The organism is Chryseobacterium sp. DZ-32, from assembly GCF_059587025.1.
Genome location: NZ_JCAIOM010000011.1, coordinates 61,472 through 86,879, shown reverse-complemented (window position 1 = coordinate 86,879; position 25,408 = coordinate 61,472). Strand labels below are relative to the sequence as shown.

Genomic DNA, 25,408 nt, shown 5'->3' with positions numbered 1-25,408 from the left:
CAATGAGAGATTTTTTTAAAAGTATAACCATACTGTCTGGAATAATGTTTACAACCTATGTATCTGCCTGTGATGCCTGTAAACTCCAGCAGCCCGAGGTGACAAGAAACTTTACCCACGGAACAGGTCCGGAAAGTAACTGGGACTGGTTTATCGTAGGATTTGTCGTATTGATAACTGTACTGGCTTTTATACTTTCTGCCAAATATCTGTTCAGACCTGGCGAAAAAGATAAATCCCATATCAAATACTCCGTTTTTTCAGGTGAAAATTCAAGATCATGACTAAAGATAAAAGCAAAGTTTTTTTATTTATTGATGATGATCCGGCTCCCATTGCAGAACTGGATACTCCCATTGTTTTTGATCTGGATACCCAAAAGCTCACAGATGGTGACCATACCCTTAAAATCATAAGCCATTCACCATCAGGAAAAGAAGGGATCAGAAAAATACAGTTTACCGTAGCCAATGGTCCGGCAATACGGATAGAAGGTCTTAAAAATAAAGATGTGGTGGACGGTACGCTTTCTTTAATGATCAATGCTTATGATAAAGGAAATCAGAAAAGTTTTCTGATCAATGGGAGTGAAACACCACAAACCATTCCTTTCTGGATATGGATCATTGTCATTGTGTTTGCAGCATGGGCGATTTATTATGAAATAACAAGTTACAATATTCAGTAATGTAGTCTTACCGGGGCTTTGTGTAGAAACCGTGATAAGAACAATAAAAATGCTGGAAAGAAATAATACGGTTAAAAATTGAAAACCGTAAGATCTTCTTTTAGTTTAAATAGATTAGAGATTAATGTTGAAAACCGGTCATATGGAGCAATCTGTATGACTTGTTTTGACATAAGTAATTTTAAAATAATAGTTATGATTAAAGATATTTTAGACAGATGGCAGGACTGGCCGGTGTATGTTAAAGGAACTGCTTTTTTAGGTATTGCAGGGCTTACCGTATTTTTTATCCGGAATGTACAGAATAAAGAGATAAAAGTACTTCAGGAAAGGCTTGATGAATTGATGGCAGCAAGCAAAGACTCCCATAAAATAAAAGAAATACAACATCTTACAGAAGATGAACTGAAACAGCTTTATAAATTTTATAAAGACCTGGAAAAACAGCGCAGAGAAAAAAATATTCCTGATAACGACAGGCCGGAAAATCAGCACATGGCTTACCATAGATATAAATAGATAATCATAGAGGTATATAATATCTCATGAAAATGGACTTCATAAATCATGCCTCATGAAAAAATATCAGACACTGGCCTATGTTCAAATGATTTATTTTCTGCTTACTATAATATGGCCATTTGTACACCTTGAAAGCTTTTTGAAAATTACGGGTCCCAAGACGGATATATGGCTGGTAAAAACGGTCAGCTTACTGCTTTTTCCTTATATCCTTCTTATTGTATATGTAGTAAAAATAAAGCAGAGCCCTTTGGTTATTCTCGCCATCATGCTCTGTTGTGCCGTGCTGGCAGGGATTGACCTTTATTATTATCTGAACAATGTGATCAAATGGACTTATATGATAGATTGTATTCTTGAAATACTATTTATTGTTTACTGGATTTTTATACTGAAAGTGGTATCAAAACCCCTGATCATCTGATCAACTATAAAGCCTTTACCCATTATGAAATGTGGTAATTTAAATTGATTCTTGACGAAATATTGGGTAACTTTAGCCTGCCACCAAAAAGAAAAGTTATGCATCATCAGCTGGAAAAACATTATGTAAACAGGGTAGGCTGGCTTAGGGCAGCTGTATTGGGAGCCAATGACGGATTGTTATCCACCACAAGTATTGTCATTGGGGTTGCAGCGGCAGAACCGGAACGTCATATCATTATCCTTGCTGCTTTAGCAGGTATGATTGCCGGGGCAATGTCTATGGCTGCCGGTGAGTATGTTTCTGTAAGCTCTCAGGAAGATACAGAAAAAGCAGATTTGCTCCGCGAAAAGCGTGAACTTGAGGAAATGCCGGAAATAGAGCTTAGAGAACTGGCCAAAGTATATGAAAAAAGAGGCTGTACCCGGGAAACGGCAATGCAGGTAGCTATTGAACTTACAGAACACGATGCGCTTGGAGCACATGCCCGTGACGAACTGGGAATTAATGAAATAACACAGGCCAAACCTTTGCTGGCAGCAATGGCTTCATTTGGTTCATTTGCTGTGGGAGCTTTACTGCCTTTTACCGTTTCTCTTTTGGCACCACTCAAACAAATGGTGTATTTTCAATATGGCTTTTCAATCATCTTTTTAATGCTTTTGGGTGCAATTTCTGCCAGAGCCGGAGGCTCCAGCATTAAGATAGCGGTATTAAGAATCTGTTTCTGGGGAACCGTTGCGATGGGAATTACAGCATTGGTGGGACATATTTTCGGAGTTAATGTGGCATAAATGTCAGATAAAATGATTTTTGTTGTGAGATTAATAAAAATCCGTATATTTGCCCAGCAAAAAAAGAAAATGATCTTATCTAACCTTAAAAAAGCAAAGAAACAGAACTTACGTCGAACGTCGTGAGTCATTTTCCTTTGGTTAGAAACTAAAATATATCAGGAGCTTGTCATCACGACAAGCTCTTTTTTTTGGGGAAATATTTAACAATTTATATCTATTATGAAAGTATTAAAATTTGGAGGAACTTCAGTAGGAAGTCCGGAGAGAATGGAACAGCTATTACCGATCATCAGATCTCAGGCAGCAGATAAACACCTTGTTGTTTTATCAGCTGTTTCCGGAACTACAAACGATTTGGTAAAATTATCAGAGCTGTATGAGAACAAAGATATTGAAGCCGCTTACCAACATATTGATGTACTGTATGACAAATACAAAAAATTTGTCAATGAGCTATTTAAAACTGAAGAAGGTATTTCAGAAGCATTACTATTCATTGACAAAATATTTGATCTGTTTTATCAGTTTAAAAATAAAAACTTTAACTCCAGTGCAGAGCGTGTTATTCTGGCTCAGGGAGAAATTATTTCAACAACGCTTTTCCATTTACACTTAAAAGAAATTGAAGTTCCGTCAGTATTATTGTCAGCGCTTGATTTCATGCTGATTGATGAAGATAAAGAACCGAATATCGATTACATCAGAGAACATGCAGAACGTAAAATTGCAGAATTCCCGGAGGAAACCTTATTTATCACCCAGGGGTACATCTGCAGAAATGCTGAGGGTGAAATTGATAATTTACAAAGAGGAGGTTCAGATTATACCGCTTCATTACTAGGGGCAGCACTGCAGGTTGAAGAAATCCAGATCTGGACAGATATTGACGGATTCCATAATAATGATCCGAGATATGTTCAAAATACAAAATCTATTGCCAGACTTAGCTTCGACGAAGCTGCCGAATTATCCTATTTTGGAGCTAAAATTCTTCATCCGCAAAGTGTTTTTCCGGCAAGAAAATATAATGTTCCCGTAAGATTGCTGGATACGATGAATTTAAGTGCGTCCGGAACATTGATCTCCGGAGAAGCTACCAATCAAAATCAGATTGTGGCTATAGCAGCAAAGGATAATATTACGGCAATCCGTATTCAGTCTTCCCGGATGTTGATGGCTTACGGATTTTTAAGAAAGGTTTTCGAAGTTTTCGAACGCTACAAAACCCCTATTGATATGATTACTACTTCTGAAGTAGCTGTTTCACTTACCATAGACCAAACCGATTATCTTTCTGAAATTGTGAAAGAACTGGAATCTTTCTCAGCCGTTGAGATTGATAACGAACAGTCTATCGTTTGTATCGTAGGAGATTTCAGAAAAAACAACAACGGATATGCCACTATTGTTTCCGAGGCGGTAAAACATATTCCGATCAGAATGATTTCCTATGGTGGAAGTGAAAATAATATTTCACTGCTTGTTTCATCTGCGTATAAAATAGAAGCCTTGAGATCCCTTCATAACAGATTGTTTTAAGAATTAAATAATTAATATTCAGATAATTGAAATAACCCAAACGACATCCCATGGTTATTTCATGTGAACGTTTTATAAACAATAAATCCCAGACTACAGGCTGGGATTTATTATGAAATGAAGTCACCATGACATGAAAGACATAAACCGTAACGGAGAATAAGATTGGGCTTAGAATCATCTGCAAAGGGATATTTTTGTATATTTAATTATATACTATTAAAAATATTAACTAATCCTTACAGATAACTTAAAGAACGAATAATCAATGATACAGCAAGAATTCGCCAACAGAGCAAAAGAGATTTTAGAACCCGATGACAATGTTATTGGATTGGCTGTTGCAGGCTCCTGGCTTACCCATGAAATAGATGAATTTTCAGACCTTGATCTTATTCTTGTCACAAAACAAAAAATTTCCCATGATAAGAATGTAATGCTTGACTACGCCAGAAAGCTGGGGGATTTTTTATCAGGGTTTACCGGGGAACATGTGGGAGAGCCGAGATTGTTGATATGCCTGTATGACAATCCGCTTCTGCATGTGGATATCAAGTTTTTAACCCTTGAAGAATTTCAGAGCCGTATTGAAACTCCGGTTCTTCTCATTGATAAGGGTGGACAACTTGCAAACATCATTCACCATACAGAAGCCGGGTTTCCCTATCCGGATTATCAGTGGATTGAGGATCGTTTCTGGACCTGGATTCATTATGCACTGTTGAAAATAGGACGTGGAGAATATTTTGAAGCATACGACTTTATGGGATTTCTGCGCATGGTTGTGTTGGGACCGTTACTCCATATCAAAAACGGAAATTTACCTCGGGGTGTGAGAAAAGTGGAAACAGCTTTAAAAGCTTCAGATTTTGAAAAATTAAAACTTACCATTTCAGATTATAACAGGCAATCCTTATTGGAAAGTCTGAGAAATGCAGTGTCATTATATCAACACTTAAGGGCAGAACTTTTTGACAGTAAGGTACATTTGCAAAACAACACCGAAGAAAAAGTGATGAGGTATTTTGAAGAAATAGAAAACAAGCATTAGTTAAGAATAATTTGCAGCGAACATCTAAATTCTATGTTTATACAGGAGTAATTATAAAAGCTGAATGTTATAGTAATAATAAACACAGTATAAACCATGCAGTACAAAAAAGCAAAACCTTGTAAAGAATTAGAACCTTTTATCCATTTCTATTGGGAATTGAAAGAAAATCTCATAGAAAAACAATGGGAAAGGGTTTTCCCGGATGGCTGCGCAGGTATACTCATCAATTTGGGAGATCAATGTGTAACGGATAATGGCTTATTCACCATGGAACATGGAAAGACTTATGTAGTGGGTGCCATGAATACTTTTAAAGATAGTTGTATTGATAGCGAAACCCATTTAGCAGGTGTGTGTCTGAAACCTGCCACTTTTTCAAATTTTTACAGCTATGCCTCACAAAATGAATTGACAAATGCCACTGTTGAATTTGATAAAGTCCATTCCTTTAGTGTTGAGAAAACATCTGACAACCCTTTCTATTATTTTAACCAGTTCTTTTCCAATAGATTAAAAAACAAAAACATCCGGCTGCAGGAAGTGCTTAATCATATACATTCAGTAAACGGAAAGATAAGTATTAACGAGCTGGCCAAAATACATTGTACGACTGTAAGGCAGCTGGAACGGAATTTTAAAAAGCTAATCGGATTATCACCCAGGGAATATTCAAATATTATCCGGTTTCAGTATGCTATGAGTTTGATTAAAGATTCAGATCAAAACCGGAGCTTATTGGAAATTGCGTTTGAATGCGGCTATTATGATCATTCGCATCTTACCAATGAAATCAAACGAAATACGGGACTTGCACCTTCATTGCTTTAATTTGTCGCATTTTTACAAAGTGCAGATCGTTGTGTAGAAATAAATTTGCTGCTATATTAAAACTAAAATCAATGCGAAAACTATCACTTTTTATTGCTATGAGCTTAGATGGCTATATAGCCCAGCCCAATGACGACCTGAGCTTTCTGAAAATCGTTGAAAAAGAAGGTGAGGATTACGGCTATGCGGACTTTACTGCCGGAATTGACACTGTAATTGTAGGTAGGAAAACCTATGATTATGTGATGAAAGAAATTGACCCGTCTCATTATGACAACGGCCAGCGGGATGTTTACGTAATCACAGGAACAACAAGGCCGAAAGAGGGCAGAACGACTTTCTATACAGGAGATATAACAGAATTGGTTAACCATTTAAAATCCAGGGAAGGAAAAAATATATATTGTGATGGTGGTGCTGAAATAATCAATGAATTATTGAAGCATGATCTGATAGACGAATTTATTATTTCTGTGATTCCTGTCTTATTAGGCGGCGGAACAAAGCTTTTTAAAGATGGCCGCCCCGAGCAGGCACTTGAATATATTACTGCAAAAACATTTGAAACCGGATTGATACAGCTGCATTATAATAGAAAAAAGTAATAGTTTTCCGATAAAACTGCGATAAGTAAAATGGGTATGGTTTTTAAAAATTTAATATATATTTAAGTATCTAAATTTTTCCTATGCTTAAAAACTTTGAATTTTATCTGTTCCTGGTTTTCTTAATTACCATGCTGATCATGCTGGCTAATAAGATTAAAGTAGCATATCCGGTTTTGCTGGTATTGGCCGGACTTGTCATCAGTTTTATTCCCGGAGTGCCGCCTGTTAAAATAGAGCCTGAATTACTATTTATCATTTTTTTACCTCCTTTGCTATACGAAGCTGCGTGGTCAACCTCATGGAAAGAACTTTGGAGATGGCGCAGGATTATTTTCAGCTTTGCTTTTGTTGTGGTTTTCTTTACTGCATTGTCTGTAGCAGCTTTTGCCAATTATTTTATTCCCGGGTTTTCTCTGGCTCTTGGTTTTTTATTGGGCGGGATTGTTTCTCCACCTGATGCCGTGAGTGCCGGGGCAATTCTGAAATTTGTAAAGGTTCCGAAAAGGCTTTCTTCCATTCTGGAAGGGGAAAGTTTGCTGAATGATGCTTCTTCTCTGATTATTTTCAGGTTTGCTATGATTGCTGCTGCAACCGGACAGTTTGTGTGGCATGAAGCAGCCGGAAGTTTTGTATGGATGTGCTTCGGAGGTGTGGGGATCGGACTTGTAATAGCGTACGTCTTTCTGAAAATCCATAAAATGTTACCTACCGATTCAAATATAGATATTCTGCTGACTTTTATTGCTCCGTTTTCTATGTATCTGGCTGCAGAACAACTGCATGCATCAGGAGTCCTGGCAGTAGTAACCGGAGGACTGTTTCTTTCCTATCGGAGCCATGATTTTCTCAGCAGTGCGTCCCGGATACGTACGGTAACAGTTTGGGAAAGTCTTTGCTTTCTGTTAAACGGGATTGTTTTTATGCTTATCGGGTTAGATTTACCGGAAATTGTTTCAGGTTTAGGCGACACAGATATTTACACTGCGATTGGCTATGGAATTGCAGTCACTATGGTCCTGATTATTGTCCGGATTTTAGCAGGATATGGAGCATTGGTAACCACCTTGATTATGAGAAATTTTATTACCGTTGCGGATCCACAGTCACCAGGCTGGCAAACTCCCCTGATTATTGGGTGGACCGGCATGCGGGGAGTAGTTTCCCTGGCGGCAGCACTTTCCATTCCTATGACTTTAGATGATGGATCTCCGTTTCCACAAAGAAATATGATCCTGTTTATTACATTTATTGTGATTCTGGTAACGCTGCTTTTGCAAGGACTTACGCTTCCTTTTCTACTTAAAAAATTTCCGCCGGTAGACCGCGATTTCGTAAGAAGTGCAAAAGAAATCGATTACGACATTCAGAACAGTCTGGCAAAAGTAGCGCTTGATAAAATCCGGAGCGATTATGCTGATAAAATAGACAGTTTTCCCGCATTGAAAGATCAGTTACAGAAATATGAAAACCAGTTGAGCAGTTCTGAAATTATTTTAAATTACGAAGAATACAGACATATTTATATTGACATTCTCGACACCCAAAGAAGCTGGCTTATCCATAAAAACCGTGAGGAACTGTTACTGGATGAAAATATCATCAGAAAACATCTGAGACTATTGGACTTGCAGGAGGAAAGATTGAATATGAAAGGCTGATAGTATTCAGTCACAATTAATTCTGATTATTAAGAGTCCGTTTTCATGAGTTGGTAACGGACTCTTTTTTATAATTTTTATTGAGTCTCCTTTCACAGACATAGTTCAGATAAATGATCCTCACACTACATTGTTTTTCTTAATCAGTTATTTTTAGAGACTGAATTTTTCTGCCGACAATTTCAAAATAATCAGATTATACTGAAAATAAAGGTTAGATAATTCAAAAGTAGGTAAAAGCTTCTTATAACGGGGGTGCATTTTTGTGAGGTGGAATCGTTGTTAACATTAAGCTTTAGATCGGATATGTAGAATTTTTTTTCTTTTTTATATTTTTTCTCTTTTGATTTTCAACCTGTTATTATGATGATGTATTTTTGATGTACTTGTGATTTTGAACTGAAGACTGGTTTGGACATACTTTTGACCGGAATTATTTAAAATCCGATTTTTATGAAAAAAAAATTTTTATTATTAGCTATCCTATTTGCTTTTATAAAAGCATATTCACAAACTGGTATTAATACCTCTTCTCCTAGTGCAGCGCTTGATATTCTCAGTAAAGGGACTACCAGCGCAACCAAAGCCCTGGAGGTTAATGACAGTACTAATAAAGAATTGTTACGCGTGCAAGATGATGGAGGAGTACGGTTTGAAAAATACAAAAATATTGGAGTATTAGGCACGGATTCCAACGGCTTTTTGACAGATGCAAGCAACCTGAATATACCTGCTATTTCTACGATAGGTTTAGCTAATACATCTGCTAATCAGGCAGCAAATACTGATTATACAGTTGCTTTTACGATCAATAAAAATAATGTAGCCAATATGACCTATAATAATGGTTCTTTTACCATAAATAAAGCAGGATATTATAATTTTTCAGTGTTTGTAAAATATGATACCTCCATGAACAACCCCTCAGGGGGGAGTGCTACCACATCGATTTTTAAAAACGGTTCTTCATTTTCAGTTAATGTTTCGGGACATATGGATGGAACGCAATATATAGGACATAACCTGGCAGGAACTCAGTTTTTTAATGTTGGAGATGTTGTTACAGTTACAGCAAGTTATACCAGGGTTTTTAGAATAACTCAGGGATCAGTTACTATTGTGTATTATGGTATCTAATGCAATATTTCAATGAGTATAATTTTTAAATCAAAAACCTCTGAAAATCAAATGATTTCAGAGGTTTTTTGTACCCAGGACCGGGATCGAACCGGTACTCCTAAGAACTGGTGTTTGAGACCAGCGCGTCTACCAATTCCGCCACCTGGGCTTGATGTTGAATTCAAACGTGATGTTTGTTTCAAATTGGTGTGCAAATATAGGAACTTTTTTCAATGTTCAAAAGCTTTTTGAAGATTTTTTTTTAAAAATTAAGTTCCAAACCATCGTAGGCAAGGTGTATTCCGGCCGGAAGCTCCTTATCTTCAATATCATGCAGTCCCATATGATGGCTGATGTGGGTTAAAAATAATTTTTTAGGTTTTAGCTCTTCAAATAATTTAATCACATCCGGAAGGATAAAATGGGCAGGATGGGGATCAAATTTTCTGATGCAGTTTAGGATCAGAATATCCAGGTCCTTCAGTTTTTCTTTTTCCGTTTCAGAAATAAACCCGGCATCCGTAATATAGGCAAGCTTTTTAAACTTATATCCGAAAACGGTAATTTTATAGTGAATCACTTCTACAGGAGTAATTTCCGTATCCAATACCTGAAAAGGTTTATTTTCAATTTCGTGAAGCTCAAAAGCGGGTGCGCCGGGATATCTTACATCCGCAAAAGCATAAGGAAATCTGTTTTTTATCTCATGAGCCACCCTTGAATAGCAGTACAACGGAACATCTTTTCCACTTTTAAATATCAGGGGCCGCATATCATCCAGCCCGATCACGTGGTCATTATGTTCATGGGTAATCAGAGCAATGTCTACAGTATGTTCATGGTTGGTAAGCATTTGCTGCCTGAAATCCGGTCCGCAGTCGATCAGTATTTTTTTATTTTCGTCCGTGGTAACCATCACGGAAGAACGTAAACGTTTGTCTTTGGGATTTTCTGAAGTACACACTTCACATGTACAGCCTATAACGGGTACACCTTGAGAAGTACCGGTTCCTAAAAATTTCAACTTCATTTTGTTTTGAGGTTGGTTTAATTTTGGTAAATTTACAAAAAATTTCATGTCCTAATGTATCAGAAACTAACTCCTAAACAAAAAGCATTAACAATTAATCTAGATCCTACTATTTATGGTACTTTCGCAGAAATTGGAGCAGGGCAGGAGACTGTTCGCCACTTTTTTAGAGCAGGGGGAGCTTCCGGTACGATTGCTAAGGCAATGTCTGCTTATGACAAAGATTTTAGTGATGCCATCTACGGAAAAGAAGTAAAAAACAGGTACGTTACCCAGAACAGGCTTCGCAAAATGCTTCGATATGAGGTGGCTTTGATTGAAGAAAGAATTTCAAGAGATAATAATCCGGATAGAAAATTCTTTTCTTATGCCAACACGGTAACGACCATCAATTTTGACAAAACTGTAAAAGGCCACGGCTGGGTGGGAATCCGTTTTCAGACTAAAGAAAATGAAGATTACAACGAAATCGTAATCCACGTAAAATTCAAAGAAAATGATGCTACTCTTCAGCAGGAAACTTTGGGGAACCTGGGCGTGAATCTTATTTTTGGAGCCTTTCATTATTTCGACAATCCAAGAACTTTAGTAGAGTCTCTTTACGATGATATTGCTAAAGATAATCTGGAAATTGATATGATCGACTTCAGCGGACCTGCTTTTGCCTATGTTGATAACAGACTGATGTCCCTTCAATTGGTAAAAAATGGAATGACCGATGCGGTAATCTTCAATTCTCAGGGGAGTAATATGCTTCCGGCAGATGTATTGTACAAGAAAAATATTTTCGCGGTAAGAGGAAGTTTCAGACCGGTAACGAAAGTGAACATTGACATGCTTAAAAACGGGATGGATATGTTCTTCAAAGATGCTACCTGTACTCATGAAGAAACAGAAGTTCTTATTGAAATCACCATTTCCAATCTGAGAGCAGACGGAGATATCGACGAAAGGGATTTCCTGGATAGAGTAGATATTCTTGGAAAACTAGGTTACACCGTTATTATTTCAAACTTCTCCGAATATTACAGATTGATTGATTACTTCGCATCGTATACAAGTGGAGACATCGGAGTAGCTATGGGAGTAAATAATATGCTGATGGTATTCGACGAGAAATATTATAAAAACCTTTCAGGAGGAATTCTTGAAGCATTCGGTAAGTTTTTCAGAAATGGAATGAGAGTATATCTGTATCCTTACAAAGATCCGGAAACTCATCAGCTGTTGGATTCTTCCAACCTGAAAGTAGAAGAAAACCTGAAAGAACTATACAAATACTTCAAACACAACAACCGTATCGTAGATATTACCAATTATAATCCTGAGTTTTTGGAAATTTATTCCAGAGAGATATTAAGAAAAATCGCATGTTGTGTGAAAGGCTGGGAAACTCAGGTACCGGAAGGCGTAGCAGAAATGATTAAAGAGCGTGGAATGTTCGGATATAAAGAAGAGCTTTCCCTAAAACAATTCTCTTAAAATATATATACAATGTCAGAATTAAAGAAAAGACTTTCCTCAATTCTTGAAAGTCCTAAGCATAATACAGAAGAAAAACTTGAAAAAGTATGCCACCTGTTGGATCAGGAGATTCCTTACTTCAACTGGACAGGTTTCTATTTCAAAAACGGAGATAAGGATGAATTGATTTTAGGTCCTTATGTAGGAGCGCCTACCGACCATACCATTATTCCTTACGGTAAAGGAATCTGCGGTCAGGTTGCCATTTCCAATGAAACATTTGTTGTTCCTGATGTGCATGAGGAAAGCAATTATTTGAGCTGCTCCATTGATACGAAAGCAGAAATTGTAGTTCCTATTTTTAAGGATGGAAAAAATATTGGTCAGATCGATATTGATTCTCATACAATCGATCCTTTCACGCAGGAAGACCGCGAATTATTAGAATGGCTTTGTAATGAAGTTTCTAAGATTTTATAATTAGAAACTGACTATAAATATAAACTCCGGCTCATCTGCCGGAGTTTTTTATGGATTGTTGGTGGTGATCACAAACATAATTAAAGGCTCATCTCCCGTGTTTTCAATAGAATGATAGCCTATAGAACTGATCGCTGTAATATCGCCTTTCTGCAGCACTTTCCTGCGTATTGGTCCATCTGTTCCGGTTCTTTCACGATATTCTCCGGTTCCGTGCACCACAACGTACAGCTCCTGTTCATTTCTCAGATTGTGAGTATGAAATCCGGATTCATCCCCTTTATTCAATAAAACCATATAGGCAGCCAGACGATTGTTGGCTAATTCTTTCTGATCGAACATTTGTATCATATACACAGTTCCGTTTCCTCCATACATGTTTTCACGTTTTTCCAGTCGTATAATGGTTCTTTCCTCTTTTTCAAACGCCATTACATACAAGTGAATATATTTTGAAACTTCCTGTATTACGTGATCAAATTCTGCTCCTTCAGATAATAAAACTGTACCGGACATATAAAGTTCAATGTTTAAAGTTTAAAGTTGACGGTGAAAAATTAGCTTTGCTGCATGAGGTGAATCTCGGCCAGCAATTCTTTAAAATAATTCTCACATTTGGCAATATGGGTTCCATACCAGGAAAATGCCTCTCCATCTACAATCATAATCTTTTTATCCGGATAGAAAACCTGCAGTTCTTCAATATGTTTTTCTTTAAACGGAAAAGGTTCAGATGAAAGCATAATGACATCGGCTTCTGCCAGATCTTCAGTAGTGATCTGGGGATAACGGGTTTTATCTTTAAAAATATTTTCAAAACCAATTTCAGATAAAATCCTGTGGATGAAAGTGTCAGAACCAATGGTCATATAAGGATTCTTCCAGATAAGATAAGCCGTTTTTACGGGAACATCCAGTTTTGCCTGATTCAGAACATCATAAATTTTAAGATTGAAAAGCTGCGCTCTGTCTTCCTTTCCAAAAAGTTTTCCGAGGTTTTTAAGCAGGTAATAATTATCCTCAATGGTATCAATATTGGTGACCATTACCTTGTGCTCATCCATCAGGGCTTCCACCTGATCTTTTACATTCTCTTCCTTATTGGCAATAATAAGATCCGGCTGTAATGCTTTAATTTTTTCAATATTAATATTCTTAGTTCCGCCGATTCTGGGTACATTTTTTATTTTATCCTGAGGATGGATACAGAATTTTGTTCTTCCTACCACTTCATTTTCGGTCAGTCCAAGGTCAAATAAAGCCTCAGTAATAGAAGGTACAAGTGAAACGATTTTCATATTGGCATGTTAGATGATGCCTAAAATTACAAAAGTTTTCCGGTTAAGAAAAGTCCGGCTACGGTAAAATAGATAATAAGTCCTGTAACATCCACCAGCGTTGCTACAAACGGAGCAGAAGAAGTGGCGGGGTCAAGATTTAATTTCTTTAAAACAAACGGGATCATAGAACCTGATAATGTTCCCCACAAAACAATGGCAATCAGGGAGACTGAAACACTCAATCCTACATATACCCAATACTGGCCGTAATCAAAAAGACCAATTTGCTGCCAGAGCATGATTCGTATAAACCCAATAATTCCCAAGATGGCTCCAAGACATAATCCGGAGATAATTTCCTTTTTCATGACATACCACCAATCCTTCAGATTGATTTCCTGAAGAGCCATAGCACGGATAATCAGGGTAGCTGCCTGGGATCCAGAGTTTCCTCCACTGGAAATAATCAGTGGTACAAATAGAGCAAGAACAACGGCTTTTTCTATTTCCTTGTCAAAATATCCCATTGCAGAGGCAGTCAGCATTTCCGAAACAAACAGAATGATCAGCCAGGTGGCTCTTTTCTTGATCATCTCAGTCCATGAAGTCTGGGTGTAGGGAAGATCCAATGCTTCCAATCCCCCGAATTTCTGGATATCTTCCGTATTCTGCTGTTCAATCTGATCGAGAATGTCATCAATAGTCACAATTCCTACCAGAACACCTGCTTCTGTAATAATAGGAAGAGCACCACGGTCATACTTTTCGAAGTAGGTTACGGCATCCTCTTTGGAAGTTGTCGTTGTAATGGCTACAAAATGGTTGTCTGTGATATCAGAAACCAGAGTGTCTTCCTCTTCCAGCAGTAAAGTTCCGATGGCAAGGTCATCAATCAGGCGGTTTCTTTCGTCTACCACGTACAGATAGTTCATGGTTTCCACTCTTTTTCCTACCTTTTTGATCTGCTGAAGACATCTTTTTACCGTCCATTCCTTACGGATCTGGATATAATAAGGGGTCATCAGACGGGCAATCGAATCCGAATTGTAGCCAAGAAGCTTTAAGGCAATCCTTCTTTCCTGCGGATTAAGATGGTTGATGGAATACTTGATCAGCTCATCCGGGAAATCCTCGAAAAGAGCCGTTCTGTCATCCGGAGTCATGGCATTCAGAATTTCAGAAACTTCATCGCTTCCGATACTTCTGATGGTTTCTTCCTGGAAATCAGGATCAAGGTGTGAAAATACTTCTGCTTTGTATTCTTTCGGAACCTTCAGAAACGCGAGCAGCCTCTCATCAGCAGGAAGTTCGCTGAGAGTTTCGGCAATATCGGCAGGGTTGAAGATAAGTTCGTCTCTAGAATTCAAAACGTGAAATTTTTTGGATATGCAAAAATAATTCAAATTTTTAAGACTGAGCAATAAACTGGCAAAATTAAGGATTAATTAAAGTTTATGGCTTCAGGATAAGAGCAAAAAAAACACCCGCCGAAGCGGATGTGCAAAAATTAAATTTTAAATTCCAATATTCTTTACATTGGTTCGCATTCTGAGGTGGGAATGTAGATGCAGACAGCATTTGTACAGCATTGGTATGGTCCGCAATCTGAATTGTCACCACACTTTTTTATTCCGCTGCCTTTAATATTTTTTTGCTCCAGCCTGTTCAGCCTCTTAAGATTTGAATTCTTCATGGTGATCAAATATAGTTAAGATTAAGGCTCTATCGGACAGTCATGATCAAGACATTCTCCATTGCAGCAATATCCCACAGAACATGGTCTTGTTATACTGCATCTGAACGGTCCTATGCCGCCATTAATTTGTTTCGCAGCCTCTCTGCTGAGTTTTTTTAGATTTTTCATAGCGTTATAGTTTAGATTTAATGTAAGACTAAAATAGTAAATATTTCTATATTATTCATTTGTAGGTGAAAATATTTTAGTATGAATCAAAAATTTATTGATATCTTAAATAAAAACACCTACGAATGCAGGTGTCTGTAATGATCATATTTACTCCAGAGGACATGGATCGATAACACAGGTGTTGTGACAACATGACCCGCCCGGACATTCATAATGTTCTGTACATCTTTTGAAAGGTCCGCTGCCTTTAATTTCCTTTTGCACTTGTCTGCTGAGTTTTTTTAGATTTTTCATGAGATTTGATTTTTAAATGATTTAGTTTTATCTTTTATTCAATACAGATGAAGGGGGAACAGATTCCGAAACAGCACCATCCGACAGTACAAGGATTGGTTTCGCTGCATCTTTCCATAGACCCTCCACTAATTTGTTTTGCTTTTTCTCTGCTGAGTTTCTTTAGATTTTTCATAAGATTTTGGTTTTAATGTTGGTCTAAAATAGTAAAAAATATTTAATAAATCCTTATTTGGTGAAAACATTTAATTGTTAATCAGTTGTTTATAGTGTATTTTAAATAAAAAGCACCTGTTCGTAAGAGATAACAAGTGCTTTATTTATGTGAAAATATTTATAATGCAGAGCAGGGAAAATACAAATGAAAATATAAGGATGAATAATAAGCGATAAATAATAAACATGTCCGGTAAGCCCAAGAATCTACCTGACAAAATTCACCATTGACTTGCGAAGCAAAATTGACCATTGATGATGAAAGGCTGTATATTCCAACCTTAAACCAGGAACTTTAAACATTGAACCTTAAAGTTCCGCTTCCGTCGGCTTAAGCTTTCTCAGTTTTTTGATGATTCCTTTTATGGCACCTTCAGTACCTATTTTGACAGAATTGGTTGTGGATCCCAGAAGGCGCATGTTTTTCCGGTAGGTATCGTGATCGCTTTCGGTGACAAGATTGCCGTCAGCACCAAAAAGTTTCATACTCACCACCACCTGATTGGAGAAAACATACTTTCCAAATCCAACTTTGAAATACCTCACTTTGGAAACAATGGCAAAATCTGCATCATTGTTGAGACAGTAATCTACAATAGTCTGTTTATCAATGCTGTCATAGGGAACCTGAACTTCTGCACGGAGCATTTTATTTTTTCTGCCGCTGAAATTGTCGGTTACGGCATCGAAGAAAGCGTTATTGGTAGGGTCTTTTATTTCGTCAATATCAGGCTCTACCTCGGGATTGAAGTAAAGAACTTTTTTTATTTTATCATCGGCATTTTTCTGGGCTTTTACCGTTGTAAATCCGATGAATAAAAAAGTAGTAACCGCTGTAAAGAATATAATTTTTTTCATTTGTAATTCGAATGCAAAATTACTGCCTTTTCGTTGGATGGCATACAAATTATTAAGAAATTTTTAACATTTTTTTCTATCAAATTTGATATATGAAATCAATAATGTTTGCAGAATCAAAAAATAGTCGTAATTTTGCACCCGTTACATAATAATCATTAAACAATATTGGAATGTACTTAACAACAGACAAAAAGCAGGAAATTTTCGCAAAACACGGGAAATCTGCACAAGACACAGGAAGTGCTGAAGGACAAATCGCTCTTTTCACTTTCAGAATCAATCACTTATCTCAGCACCTAAAGGCTAACCGTCACGATTTCAACACAGAGAGATCTCTAGTGAAATTGGTAGGTAAGAGAAAAAGTTTATTAGATTACCTTAAAAACAAAGATATCGCAAGATATAGAGCAATTATTGCTGAACTAGGTTTAAGAAAATAATCTATAAAGATTTTCAAAATAAAAAGCAACTTCGAAAGAGGTTGCTTTTTTGTTTTTACGCAACAGGGGATTTTTAACCACAAAAGCCACAAAAGTTTTTTTAGAAAATACGAAATGGTTGAGAAGAACACTTAAATTTCTTAAAGTCTTAGAATTTCATGTGATGATAAAAGAGTATTTAGATTCCTACGGAATGGCAAACTGTATGGATAGACCAATACGCCAATTGTGTCATTCCGTAGGAATCCAGCCGTATTAAACCAACAAGAAAAGCCTCAACTAAAACTCCAATCCTGACCAACGTCACAACTAAAGACGTTATAATTCCCCTCCCTCGGAGGGGTGGCGAAAATTCAAAGAATTTTTGACGGGGTGGTTTTCAACATCACTATTCAGCCTTCTTCCCAATCTTCCCCAAATGCGTATTCTGAAAACTATCAGGATACTTTAAACCGTACCCCAGAATTCTGTCAAACGCAGAGTGAGAAAACATAACAGCTCCGATCATTTGTAAATAGGGCAGAGACAAGGCTGTTCCGGCAAAATAAACGATAATGGCTACTCCTAAATGATGGAAGAGATTGTAGAAGAAAGCGCCCGCTTTATTATTAACCGTATATCCCAGCATAGAAATATCCGGTGCGAGGAAAAGTCCGGCGAACCACCACCAGGAATATCCTGTCTGTGCAAAGGCATAGATTCCTAACAGGAGAAATGCAGCGTATTCAAGCTTTAACTGTATTTTCATAATTTATTGTACTGATCTTTAAAATAAGTCAATTTTTTCATATGAAAGTTACATTTTAGGATTGGAAAAAGAAAGCGGAATACCTTTGAGATATTCCGCCTTATACATTTTGATTTGAATTTGATTTTAATGCCCGGACTTTGCTTCGGTACTTTCTACATGCCCCAGATATTTGGTACAGTACGCTCCGAATATCAGAATTACCAGATAACAGAATACAGGAATAATAAATGAATGCTGTACTCCAAACTGATCGGCAAGATATCCCTGGAATATCGGAACAATAGCTCCTCCCAGAATCGCCATTACTACTAAAGAAGATCCCTGGCTGGTATATTTACCCAGTCCTGAAATAGCCAGTGTATAAATATTTGAGAACATAATAGAATTGAAAATTCCGATTCCTAAAATACTGTACATCGCCAGCTCACCATGATTTACCATTGCAGAAATCAACAAGGCAACATTGATTGCTGCAAAAATGGATAATGTTCTTGCCGGAGCTGCTTTACCCACGAAAAAAGCAATGAAATTAAGGATGATAAACACAATGAAAAAGCTGATCTGACTGAAAGTAAGATTGACAATGCTGAAAATCACAAGGAAAACTGCTGCCGCTGCTCCCAGCATATATAGAGCCTTTTTGCTTTGGCTTATGGATTGATTTAAAGAGATGGCTCCCAGAAAACGTCCGATCATTGCTCCTCCCCAATATAAGGAAAGGTAATTTTTACTGATGATCTCATTAAAGCCCATAATCTGCGGCTGCTCAAGGAAACTAATGATGAAACTTCCTACGGCGACTTCTCCGCCTACGTAACAGAACATGGCAAATACTCCAAATTTCAGGTGACTGAATTCAAGGGCTCCCCAGCCTTTTACGATTTCTTCTTCACCCATCTGGAAGGAAGGAAGCTTCACTCTGGAAATCAATAAAGCAACCAGTAAAAGGATACCTGCAAAAATAAGGTAAGGAATTCTCGTCGCTACCGCACTGAATGATCCGTCCGGAGATGAGAAAAATTCAAAAATCAGGTGACCTCCAAGTACCGGTGCAATGGTGGTTCCGAAGGCATTGAATGCCTGAGTCATGTTCAGTCGGCTAGATGCAGATTCTTCACTTCCCAGCAATGAAACATAAGCGTTGGCTGTAATCTGCAGTACTGTAAAGCCAAGTCCTAAAATAAACAAAGCTCCCAGAAACAATGGATAATATGAGAACGTAGCTGCCGGATAAAACAGAACGCAGCCGAATGCGGCCAGAAAAATTCCGAACAGGATTCCCTTTTTATACCCTAATTTATTGATGGGATCTCCTTTCGTGATGGAAATCATAAAATAAATCAGCGATCCGATAAAGTAAGCCCCGAAAAAACAGAACTGTACCAGCATGGATTCGAAAAAGGTAAGATTGAATAGTTGCTTCAGATAGGGAATCAGGATGTCATTCATACAGGTGATGAATCCCCACATAAAAAACAGCAGGGTAATGGTAATCAACGGAACCGTATAATTCCTGCTTTGAGATTGTACTTCTTTATTAATCATAAACATTTATTTATCTGGATAAGGATAGTTCCTTAACTTTTTTAGCCTACAGCATTGTAACTGGTGAAGTAGGGCAAATATAGGGATCAGCCTATTGGTTTGCAATATTTTTACTAATTTTTAGAATGAAACAGATACTTTTTTCAGATGAATGTATTATTTTCATTTTTTGAGACAATAATACAAAAACGACCGGATTTTTCAATACATTATCCTCAAAAAAACACTTTTTTATTTTCATAAATGGTATATAAGTTCAGATTAGTGATGTAAATTTTCATACTTTCATCAATTGATAGCCAATTTTTTGTATTTTAAACGCCTATTAAAGCAATCGAAAAATTTAATATATCATTATTATATAGTACCTTTGCAAACGAAAATTTAAAGAGTTTAAATATTAATCATACTCAATACGGAGTATAAAGAAGCAAATTTATGAGTATACCTCAAGCGTTTACAGAAACGATTACCCTTGCAGACGGCAGGGAAATCACTATTGAAACGGGAAAGCTGGCTAAGCAGGCTGACGGATCTGTAGTGGTGAAATGTGGCGGAACTATGCTTTTAGCAACAGTTGTAGCCAATAAAGAAGCCAATCCTGGTGTAGACTTTTTACCATTAACGGTAGATTACAGAGAAAAATTCTACGCAGGTGGAAGAATTCCTGGAAATTTCTTCCGTAGAGAAGCAAAACCATCTGATGATGAAGTGCTTACAATGAGATTAGTGGACAGAGTATTACGTCCTCTTTTCCCTGAAGATTTCCATGCGGAAGTACAGGTGATGATTTCATTAATTTCTTACGATAAAGAAGTAATGCCTGAAGCATTGGCGGGTCTGGCAGCTTCTGCAGCTATTGCGATTACAGATATCCCTTTCAACGGGCCAATGTCTGAAGCAAGAGTAGTAAGAATTGACGGACAATTGTCTGTGAATCCAAGCTATGAAAATTTATTAAAATCAGATATCGACATTATGGTGGGAGCTACTAAAGACTCCATCGTAATGGTAGAAGGAGAAATGAAGGAGATTTCTGAGCAGGAAATGCTTGAAGCCATCAACTTCGCTCACGCTGAGATCAGAAAACAGATTGAAGCTCAGGAGAGATTAGCTGAAAAAGTAGGAAAATCTTTCCCTAAAAGAGAATACAGCCACGAAGATCACGACGAGGAAATTCGTGAAAAAGTATGGAAAGAGTGCTACAACAAAGTATATGAAGTAGCGAAGACTCCATCTAATAAAGAAGAAAGAGGAGAAAAATTCAAAGCGGTTCTTGAAGAGTTTTTAGCACAATATGCTGAAAATGAAGAAGAACTGGCAAGAGTAACTCCTTTCGTTAAAGTATATTACCATGATGTAGAGAAAGAAGCAATGCGTCAGATGATCCTTGAAGACAATATCCGTCTTGATGGTCGTGATCCTCAGACAATCCGTCCGATCTGGTCAGAAATTGATTATCTTCCGGGAGCTCACGGTTCTGCAATCTTTACAAGAGGAGAAACTCAGTCTCTGACTGCGGTAACTCTGGGTTCTGTAAAAGATGCCAACATGATCGACAGCGTAATCACGCAGCACGACGAAAGATTCTTCTTACACTATAACTTCCCTCCATTCTCTACAGGTGAAGCAAGACCTTTAAGAGGTACTTCAAGAAGAGAAGTAGGGCACGGAAACTTAGCTCAAAGAGCTTTAACAGCAGTAATTCCGGCAGAAAATCCATATACAATCAGAATTGTTTCCGATATCTTAGAATCTAACGGTTCTTCTTCAATGGCAACAGTTTGTGCTGGTACACTGGCATTGATGGACGCAGGGGTTCAGATTACAAAACCTGTTTCAGGAATTGCAATGGGTCTTATCACCGATACAAAATCAGGTAAATTTACCGTACTTTCTGATATCTTGGGAGATGAAGATCACCTTGGAGATATGGACTTCAAAGTAACAGGTACTGCAGACGGTATCACAGCTTGTCAGATGGATATCAAAATTCAGGGACTTTCTATGGATATCATGGAGAAAGCTTTGATGCAGGCTAAAGACGGAAGATTACACATCCTTAATAAAATCACGGAAACGATTTCCCAGCCAAGAGCAGATGTGAAGCCTCACGCTCCGAAAATGGTGGTTATGGAGATTCCAAAAGATTTCATTGGAGCTGTAATCGGGCCTGGTGGAAAAATTATTCAACAGTTACAGAAAGATACAGATACGGTTATTGCTATCGAAGAGATGGGAGAAATCGGACGTATCGAAATTGCAGGAACAGACAGAGAAAAAATCAATGCTGCTATTGCTAAGATCAATGAAATTACTTTCGTACCGGTTGTTGGTGAAGTTTACAAAGGTAAAGTAGTGAAAGTAATGGACTTTGGTGCATTCGTAGCGATTGCTAAAGGAACAGAAGGACTTCTTCACATTTCTGAAATTGAGTGGGCTCGTCTGGACAAAGTTCCTTATGCAGAAGGTGATGAGGTAGAAGTGAAGTTCATGGGTTATGATGACCGTAAGAAAATGAAACTTTCCCGTAAAGTTCTTTTACCAAGACCTCCAAGACCGGAAGGACAAGGTAGACCTGAAGGGCAGAGAAGACCAGAAGGACAAGGAAGACCGGAAGGACAAAGAAGACCGGAAGGACAGAAACCACAAGGTGAAAAGCCACAAAGCGAAAAACCCGTGGAAAACCAAACTCCATCTAACGAAGCTTAATAAGATTCATTCTTAAACATAAAAAATCCCTCAATTTGAGGGATTTTTGCTTTTTATACCATAAGTTATAAGTTGGAAAACGCAAAGGCGCAAAGTAATTTTAATTTAATATTGATTAGGGCGCAAGAAAATCGAAGATTTTCAGCAAGCATATTGTTTTATTTTTTGCATTTGCTTTGCCTGCCCAATCGTGAGAGACTAAAATACAGGTACAGTTATTTGGTGCTCAATTTTATCGAAGATAAAATCTTTGCGTCTTAAATACAGTATTTTATTTCTCCTTCTTCGCGTCTTTGCGTTTTCCAACTTCTTACAATTAATTTCCCACTCTCTGCTTCAGATCCTCAGCACCGCCTGTTTTTCTGGGCTGTCCGTTTTTGGAAGAACCAAAATTGTAAGTATAGGAGAGGGTTGCCACACGGGTATCTCTTTTTACAGCGAAGTTTTCTAAATAATCATTATACACCGTTTGCCCTTTGATATTGCTGGTAAAGAAGACATCAGTGAAGGAAAGCTTCAGAACACTGTTGTTTTTAAACTTCTTCTGCGCTCCAACGTTGAGGTACCAGTTCGGGCTCACATTCAGATAAGCATAAATTTCTCTGGCTTTGTAATTTCCTGTAAGTTCAGCAGTGAAACCATTTCCCAGCTTAAAGGAATTAATACTGTTGATGCTGAATGTAAAATTCCCTTTATTATTGATCTGGGTTCCGGAGACATTTCCTGTGTAGGAGCCATAATAGAAATTGGCACTGTTATTCATATCCCACCATTGGGTCACCTTTACCGGAGCGATCAGGTTTAATCCGAAATAAGAAGCAGAATTCAGGTTTTCAATGGTCTGTACGGTTACAATCTGCCCGTTTTCTATGACAGGTTTTAGGATGTCTGTGATATTATCAGAATTCCTGCTGTAGCTTAAAGTGGCAAAGTATTTATTACTCAGACTGTAGGTTAATTCATAATTCATTGTGATTTGAGGGTTCAGATCAGGATTCCCGGCTTTCAGCGTGGTAGGGTCAAGATAGAATTTAAAAGGATTCAGCTGGTTGTAGCTTGGTCTTGTAATTCTTCTGCTGAGATTGATTTCAATGTTGCTTTTATCCGTCAGATCATAACTCAGAACAGCGCTTGGAAACAGTTGGGTATAATTTCTTTTATTGATTTGATGGGTGGTAATCTGAGTTCCTTTTACATTGGTGTTTTCAACTCTTAAACCTGCTGTAGCTTTAAATTTTTCCCATTTTTTGGACAAATTTCCATACACTGCATTGATGTTTTCCTCATAAATAAAATGATTGGTTTTTCCAAGATCCGGAACAGGAACCCCTGAACTGGCGTTGAAGAATTTCAGGTCATTATCTGTCTTTACAAAACTGGTTTTTACTCCGCTTTCCAGCTTCCAGTCGTTGCTGAAGTTTTTTGTAAGATCAGATTTTAAAGAGTAGATATTCAGTTTTCCGTCCATATCACCTTTGATAATGTCGAGGTTGTCTGTACCGCTGGAAATATCATGCGTTCTTGTATCAAAGCTCTGCAAAGATGAGTTGGCGTAATTGATATAGTCAAAATCGGTAGAAATATCAGAACCCAGCGAATCAATCGTATATTTATGATTAAGGTTGAATGAAACATTGGTCCAGCGGTCGTTCGATCTGTTGACTGTTGTAAAAGTACTTTCAGGAAGGTAGCTGCTGCCCAGTGTGACGTTGGAATTGTCTCCGTTGATGTTGAATTTGTTGGAAACAAGTCCCACAGAAAATCCAAGCACATTCTTGTCGTTCAGATAATAATCCATTCCCGCTTTGGCCACATGGCTGTTGAATTTGAATTTCAGATAATTATCCTGCACATACGCTTTCTTAAAGGTATTGGCTTCATAGAAATTTCTGTCGAGAACCAATCCGTTGTAAGCTTCCCTGTACGCAAAGCTGTAATTTCCGAAAATATTGATGTTTTTATTTCTGTGGTTGATGCTGAAACTGTTGTTGTTTTTCACATATTTACCCGATCCCAGAGAGCTTGAAATAGTTCCGTTAGTTCCTTTTCTCTGTTCCTTTTTAAGTTTAATATTGATAATGGCGGATCCGGCAGCGTCATATTTTGAAGAAGGATTGGTGATGAACTCTATCTTTTCAATGGTGGAAGAGGGAATTCCCTTCAGGTAATTGGCAAGGTCAGTTCCGGTCATGGGAGTATTTTTACCATCGATCTGGATCAGAAGGTTTCCTTTTCCGCGAAGACTGATATTGTCGTTATTGTCAATATTCACTCCCGGAGCCTTTTCGAGGACTTCAAAAGCTGAATTTCCGGTACTTGCAATACTGTTTTCGACGTTCATGATCATTTTTCCATCCTGTCTTTCAATGAGAGGCTTGGTTTTGGTGATTGTTACTCCTTCAATCGATTTTACATTCAGGTCAATAGGATTGAGGGTCTTATTTTCGGTTAGTGAAATGTTTTCCGAGTGATAAACCTCAGTACCGTTTTTATTAATTTTTACCTGATAAGTTCCTTCTTTTAAATCATTAAAGTTGAACTTACCGCTGTTATCAGCAATTTCTGTTTTGATCAATTTCTGATCGGCGTCAAAGAGATTGATCTCTATCTGCTCTGCTTTGTCGGATTTTATGTTTCCTGACAAAGTCAAACTCTGCATTGCCTGCTGGGCAGAGATCCTGCTGCTGAACAGCATCAGCATACAGACAATAATAAGTGAGAATATTCTGGTCATAGCGTTTTACTTTTTAGGGTTGAGACAGTTTTCTGAAATTTTCAGTAAAGCTGAATACATCACTTCCAGTTCTTCATTGCTGATGCCCTTTAAAGCTGTTTTTCGGTTCTTTTCTACGATATTCTGAACCTCTTTAATCACTTTTACCCCTGAATCTGTCACTTCCAGCAGGGTTTTTCTTCGGTCTTCAGGATGAACTTTTCTGATAATGTATTCTGATTTTACCATTAAATCAATCATTCTCGTGACAGAAGCATTGTCCTTAAAAACCAGATCACCAATTTCATTCTGGGTAATTCCCGGGTTTTCCAGAATTGCTTTGATGATAAGCCATTGATCAATAGTGATCGTATAACCATGCGCTTTTAGCTGGCGTTGAGCATAGTTTCTGTAAGATCTGATCGCTTTGTCTATGTTGTAGAAGATGATTGAATTTAACTTTTCCATATTTTCAGATTTAAAATGATATATCAATTATTGATATGTCAATTAATTAG

At 37.5% G+C, this 25,408-nt stretch carries 27 protein-coding genes and 1 tRNA gene; 15 read left to right on the top strand and 13 right to left on the bottom strand.

What is annotated here, in order from left to right; all coding sequences use genetic code 11:
• Positions 1–2: 2 nt before the first annotated feature.
• From AC59HC_RS13865 to AC59HC_RS13815, 11 genes are all read left to right on the top strand, one after another.
• Positions 3–284 carry a hypothetical protein gene (locus tag AC59HC_RS13865; RefSeq protein WP_227944153.1) on the top strand — a complete coding sequence of 94 codons (282 nt, stop codon included), beginning with the start codon at positions 3–5 and terminating at the stop codon, positions 282–284.
• On the top strand, positions 281–688 hold the full coding sequence (locus AC59HC_RS13860) for a cytochrome C (protein ID WP_496558836.1): 408 nt from the start codon (positions 281–283) through the stop codon (positions 686–688). The genes AC59HC_RS13865 and AC59HC_RS13860 overlap by 4 nt, the downstream gene beginning before the upstream one ends.
• Positions 689–883: 195 nt before the next feature.
• On the top strand, positions 884–1,207 hold the full coding sequence (locus AC59HC_RS13855) for a low affinity iron permease family protein (protein ID WP_496558835.1): 324 nt from the start codon (positions 884–886) through the stop codon (positions 1,205–1,207).
• 55 nt (positions 1,208–1,262) lie between these two features.
• Complete coding sequence (locus AC59HC_RS13850; protein ID WP_496558834.1) at positions 1,263–1,634, top strand: hypothetical protein; 372 nt, start codon at positions 1,263–1,265, stop codon at positions 1,632–1,634.
• Positions 1,635–1,732: 98 nt separating this feature from the next.
• Positions 1,733–2,428, top strand: coding sequence for a VIT1/CCC1 transporter family protein (locus AC59HC_RS13845; protein ID WP_227944149.1), 696 nt, complete (start codon positions 1,733–1,735; stop codon positions 2,426–2,428).
• Between the two features lie 222 nt (positions 2,429–2,650).
• The gene (locus AC59HC_RS13840) at positions 2,651–3,970 is read left to right on the top strand and encodes an aspartate kinase (protein WP_496558833.1); all 1,320 of its coding nucleotides are present in this window, start codon (positions 2,651–2,653) and stop codon (positions 3,968–3,970) included.
• Positions 3,971–4,238: 268 nt separating this feature from the next.
• The gene (locus AC59HC_RS13835; RefSeq protein ID WP_496558832.1) at positions 4,239–5,021 is read left to right on the top strand and encodes a hypothetical protein; all 783 of its coding nucleotides are present in this window, start codon (positions 4,239–4,241) and stop codon (positions 5,019–5,021) included.
• 96 nt (positions 5,022–5,117) lie between these two features.
• Positions 5,118–5,852 carry a DUF6597 domain-containing transcriptional factor gene (locus AC59HC_RS13830; RefSeq protein WP_496558831.1) on the top strand — a complete coding sequence of 245 codons (735 nt, stop codon included), beginning with the start codon at positions 5,118–5,120 and terminating at the stop codon, positions 5,850–5,852.
• Between the two features lie 71 nt (positions 5,853–5,923).
• The gene (locus AC59HC_RS13825) at positions 5,924–6,457 is read left to right on the top strand and encodes a dihydrofolate reductase family protein (RefSeq protein ID WP_496558830.1); all 534 of its coding nucleotides are present in this window, start codon (positions 5,924–5,926) and stop codon (positions 6,455–6,457) included.
• A gap of 83 nt (positions 6,458–6,540) precedes the next feature.
• Positions 6,541–8,118: a Na+/H+ antiporter gene (locus tag AC59HC_RS13820; RefSeq protein ID WP_496558829.1), complete on the top strand. Its 1,578-nt coding sequence runs from the start codon at positions 6,541–6,543 to the stop codon at positions 8,116–8,118.
• A gap of 453 nt (positions 8,119–8,571) precedes the next feature.
• Positions 8,572–9,255 (top strand): hypothetical protein, encoded by a 684-nt coding sequence (locus tag AC59HC_RS13815; RefSeq protein ID WP_202839651.1) that lies wholly within the window; start codon positions 8,572–8,574, stop codon positions 9,253–9,255.
• Between the two features lie 71 nt (positions 9,256–9,326).
• Here AC59HC_RS13815 and AC59HC_RS13810 read toward each other — a convergent pair.
• Positions 9,327–9,406, bottom strand: a tRNA-Leu gene (locus AC59HC_RS13810).
• 93 nt (positions 9,407–9,499) lie between these two features.
• A complete protein-coding gene (locus AC59HC_RS13805) occupies positions 9,500–10,267 on the bottom strand; it encodes an MBL fold metallo-hydrolase (RefSeq protein WP_496558828.1) in 768 nt (255 codons plus the stop codon).
• Between the two features lie 54 nt (positions 10,268–10,321).
• Here AC59HC_RS13805 and AC59HC_RS13800 point away from each other — a divergent pair, with 54 nt between their 5' ends.
• Together AC59HC_RS13800 and AC59HC_RS13795 are read left to right on the top strand one after the other, a co-directional pair.
• A complete protein-coding gene (locus AC59HC_RS13800) occupies positions 10,322–11,749 on the top strand; it encodes a nicotinate-nucleotide adenylyltransferase (protein ID WP_079240911.1) in 1,428 nt (475 codons plus the stop codon).
• Between the two features lie 12 nt (positions 11,750–11,761).
• Entirely contained in the window at positions 11,762–12,211 is a 450-nt protein-coding gene (locus tag AC59HC_RS13795) for a GAF domain-containing protein (protein ID WP_411414658.1), read from the top strand.
• Positions 12,212–12,259: 48 nt separating this feature from the next.
• Here AC59HC_RS13795 and AC59HC_RS13790 read toward each other — a convergent pair whose 3' ends face one another.
• The 7 genes from AC59HC_RS13790 to AC59HC_RS13760 all read right to left on the bottom strand — a co-directional run bounded on the left by AC59HC_RS13790 (position 12,260) and on the right by AC59HC_RS13760 (position 16,726).
• Positions 12,260–12,727, bottom strand: coding sequence for a cupin domain-containing protein (locus AC59HC_RS13790; protein WP_496558827.1), 468 nt, complete (start codon positions 12,725–12,727; stop codon positions 12,260–12,262).
• Between the two features lie 41 nt (positions 12,728–12,768).
• Entirely contained in the window at positions 12,769–13,509 is a 741-nt protein-coding gene (locus AC59HC_RS13785) for an ABC transporter substrate-binding protein (RefSeq protein ID WP_343643136.1), read from the bottom strand.
• A gap of 26 nt (positions 13,510–13,535) precedes the next feature.
• Positions 13,536–14,858 carry a magnesium transporter gene (mgtE, locus tag AC59HC_RS13780; protein WP_202839636.1) on the bottom strand — a complete coding sequence of 441 codons (1,323 nt, stop codon included), beginning with the start codon at positions 14,856–14,858 and terminating at the stop codon, positions 13,536–13,538.
• Positions 14,859–15,205: 347 nt separating this feature from the next.
• Positions 15,206–15,355 (bottom strand): bacteriocin-like protein, encoded by a 150-nt coding sequence (locus AC59HC_RS13775; RefSeq protein ID WP_158521347.1) that lies wholly within the window; start codon positions 15,353–15,355, stop codon positions 15,206–15,208.
• Positions 15,356–15,505: 150 nt separating this feature from the next.
• Complete coding sequence (locus tag AC59HC_RS13770) at positions 15,506–15,652, bottom strand: bacteriocin-like protein (RefSeq protein WP_171006356.1); 147 nt, start codon at positions 15,650–15,652, stop codon at positions 15,506–15,508.
• Positions 15,653–15,686: 34 nt separating this feature from the next.
• A complete protein-coding gene (locus tag AC59HC_RS13765; protein WP_202839631.1) occupies positions 15,687–15,827 on the bottom strand; it encodes a bacteriocin-like protein in 141 nt (46 codons plus the stop codon).
• Positions 15,828–16,177: 350 nt separating this feature from the next.
• On the bottom strand, positions 16,178–16,726 hold the full coding sequence (locus tag AC59HC_RS13760) for a pyruvate decarboxylase (RefSeq protein WP_110009193.1): 549 nt from the start codon (positions 16,724–16,726) through the stop codon (positions 16,178–16,180).
• Positions 16,727–16,899: 173 nt separating this feature from the next.
• On the opposite strand from AC59HC_RS13760, the gene rpsO reads away from it, so the two are divergent.
• Positions 16,900–17,169: a 30S ribosomal protein S15 gene (rpsO, locus tag AC59HC_RS13755; protein WP_034692246.1), complete on the top strand. Its 270-nt coding sequence runs from the start codon at positions 16,900–16,902 to the stop codon at positions 17,167–17,169.
• A 388-nt stretch (positions 17,170–17,557) separates the two neighbouring features.
• Here rpsO and AC59HC_RS13750 read toward each other — a convergent pair whose 3' ends face one another.
• Both AC59HC_RS13750 and AC59HC_RS13745 read right to left on the bottom strand, forming a co-directional pair.
• Entirely contained in the window at positions 17,558–17,917 is a 360-nt protein-coding gene (locus tag AC59HC_RS13750; RefSeq protein ID WP_343643135.1) for a DUF4260 domain-containing protein, read from the bottom strand.
• A 126-nt stretch (positions 17,918–18,043) separates the two neighbouring features.
• A complete protein-coding gene (locus AC59HC_RS13745; RefSeq protein ID WP_343643134.1) occupies positions 18,044–19,465 on the bottom strand; it encodes a sugar MFS transporter in 1,422 nt (473 codons plus the stop codon).
• A 438-nt stretch (positions 19,466–19,903) separates the two neighbouring features.
• Here AC59HC_RS13745 and AC59HC_RS13740 point away from each other — a divergent pair, with 438 nt between their 5' ends.
• The gene (locus tag AC59HC_RS13740) at positions 19,904–22,177 is read left to right on the top strand and encodes a polyribonucleotide nucleotidyltransferase (protein ID WP_496558826.1); all 2,274 of its coding nucleotides are present in this window, start codon (positions 19,904–19,906) and stop codon (positions 22,175–22,177) included.
• A gap of 316 nt (positions 22,178–22,493) precedes the next feature.
• Here the strand turns inward: AC59HC_RS13740 and AC59HC_RS13735 are convergent, their stop codons facing one another.
• Both AC59HC_RS13735 and AC59HC_RS13730 read right to left on the bottom strand, forming a co-directional pair.
• Positions 22,494–24,911, bottom strand: a complete 2,418-nt coding sequence (locus AC59HC_RS13735; RefSeq protein ID WP_496558825.1) for a TonB-dependent receptor domain-containing protein — start codon at positions 24,909–24,911, stop codon at positions 22,494–22,496.
• Positions 24,912–24,917: 6 nt separating this feature from the next.
• Entirely contained in the window at positions 24,918–25,358 is a 441-nt protein-coding gene (locus AC59HC_RS13730; RefSeq protein ID WP_343643131.1) for a MarR family winged helix-turn-helix transcriptional regulator, read from the bottom strand.
• Positions 25,359–25,408 lie beyond the last annotated feature (50 nt).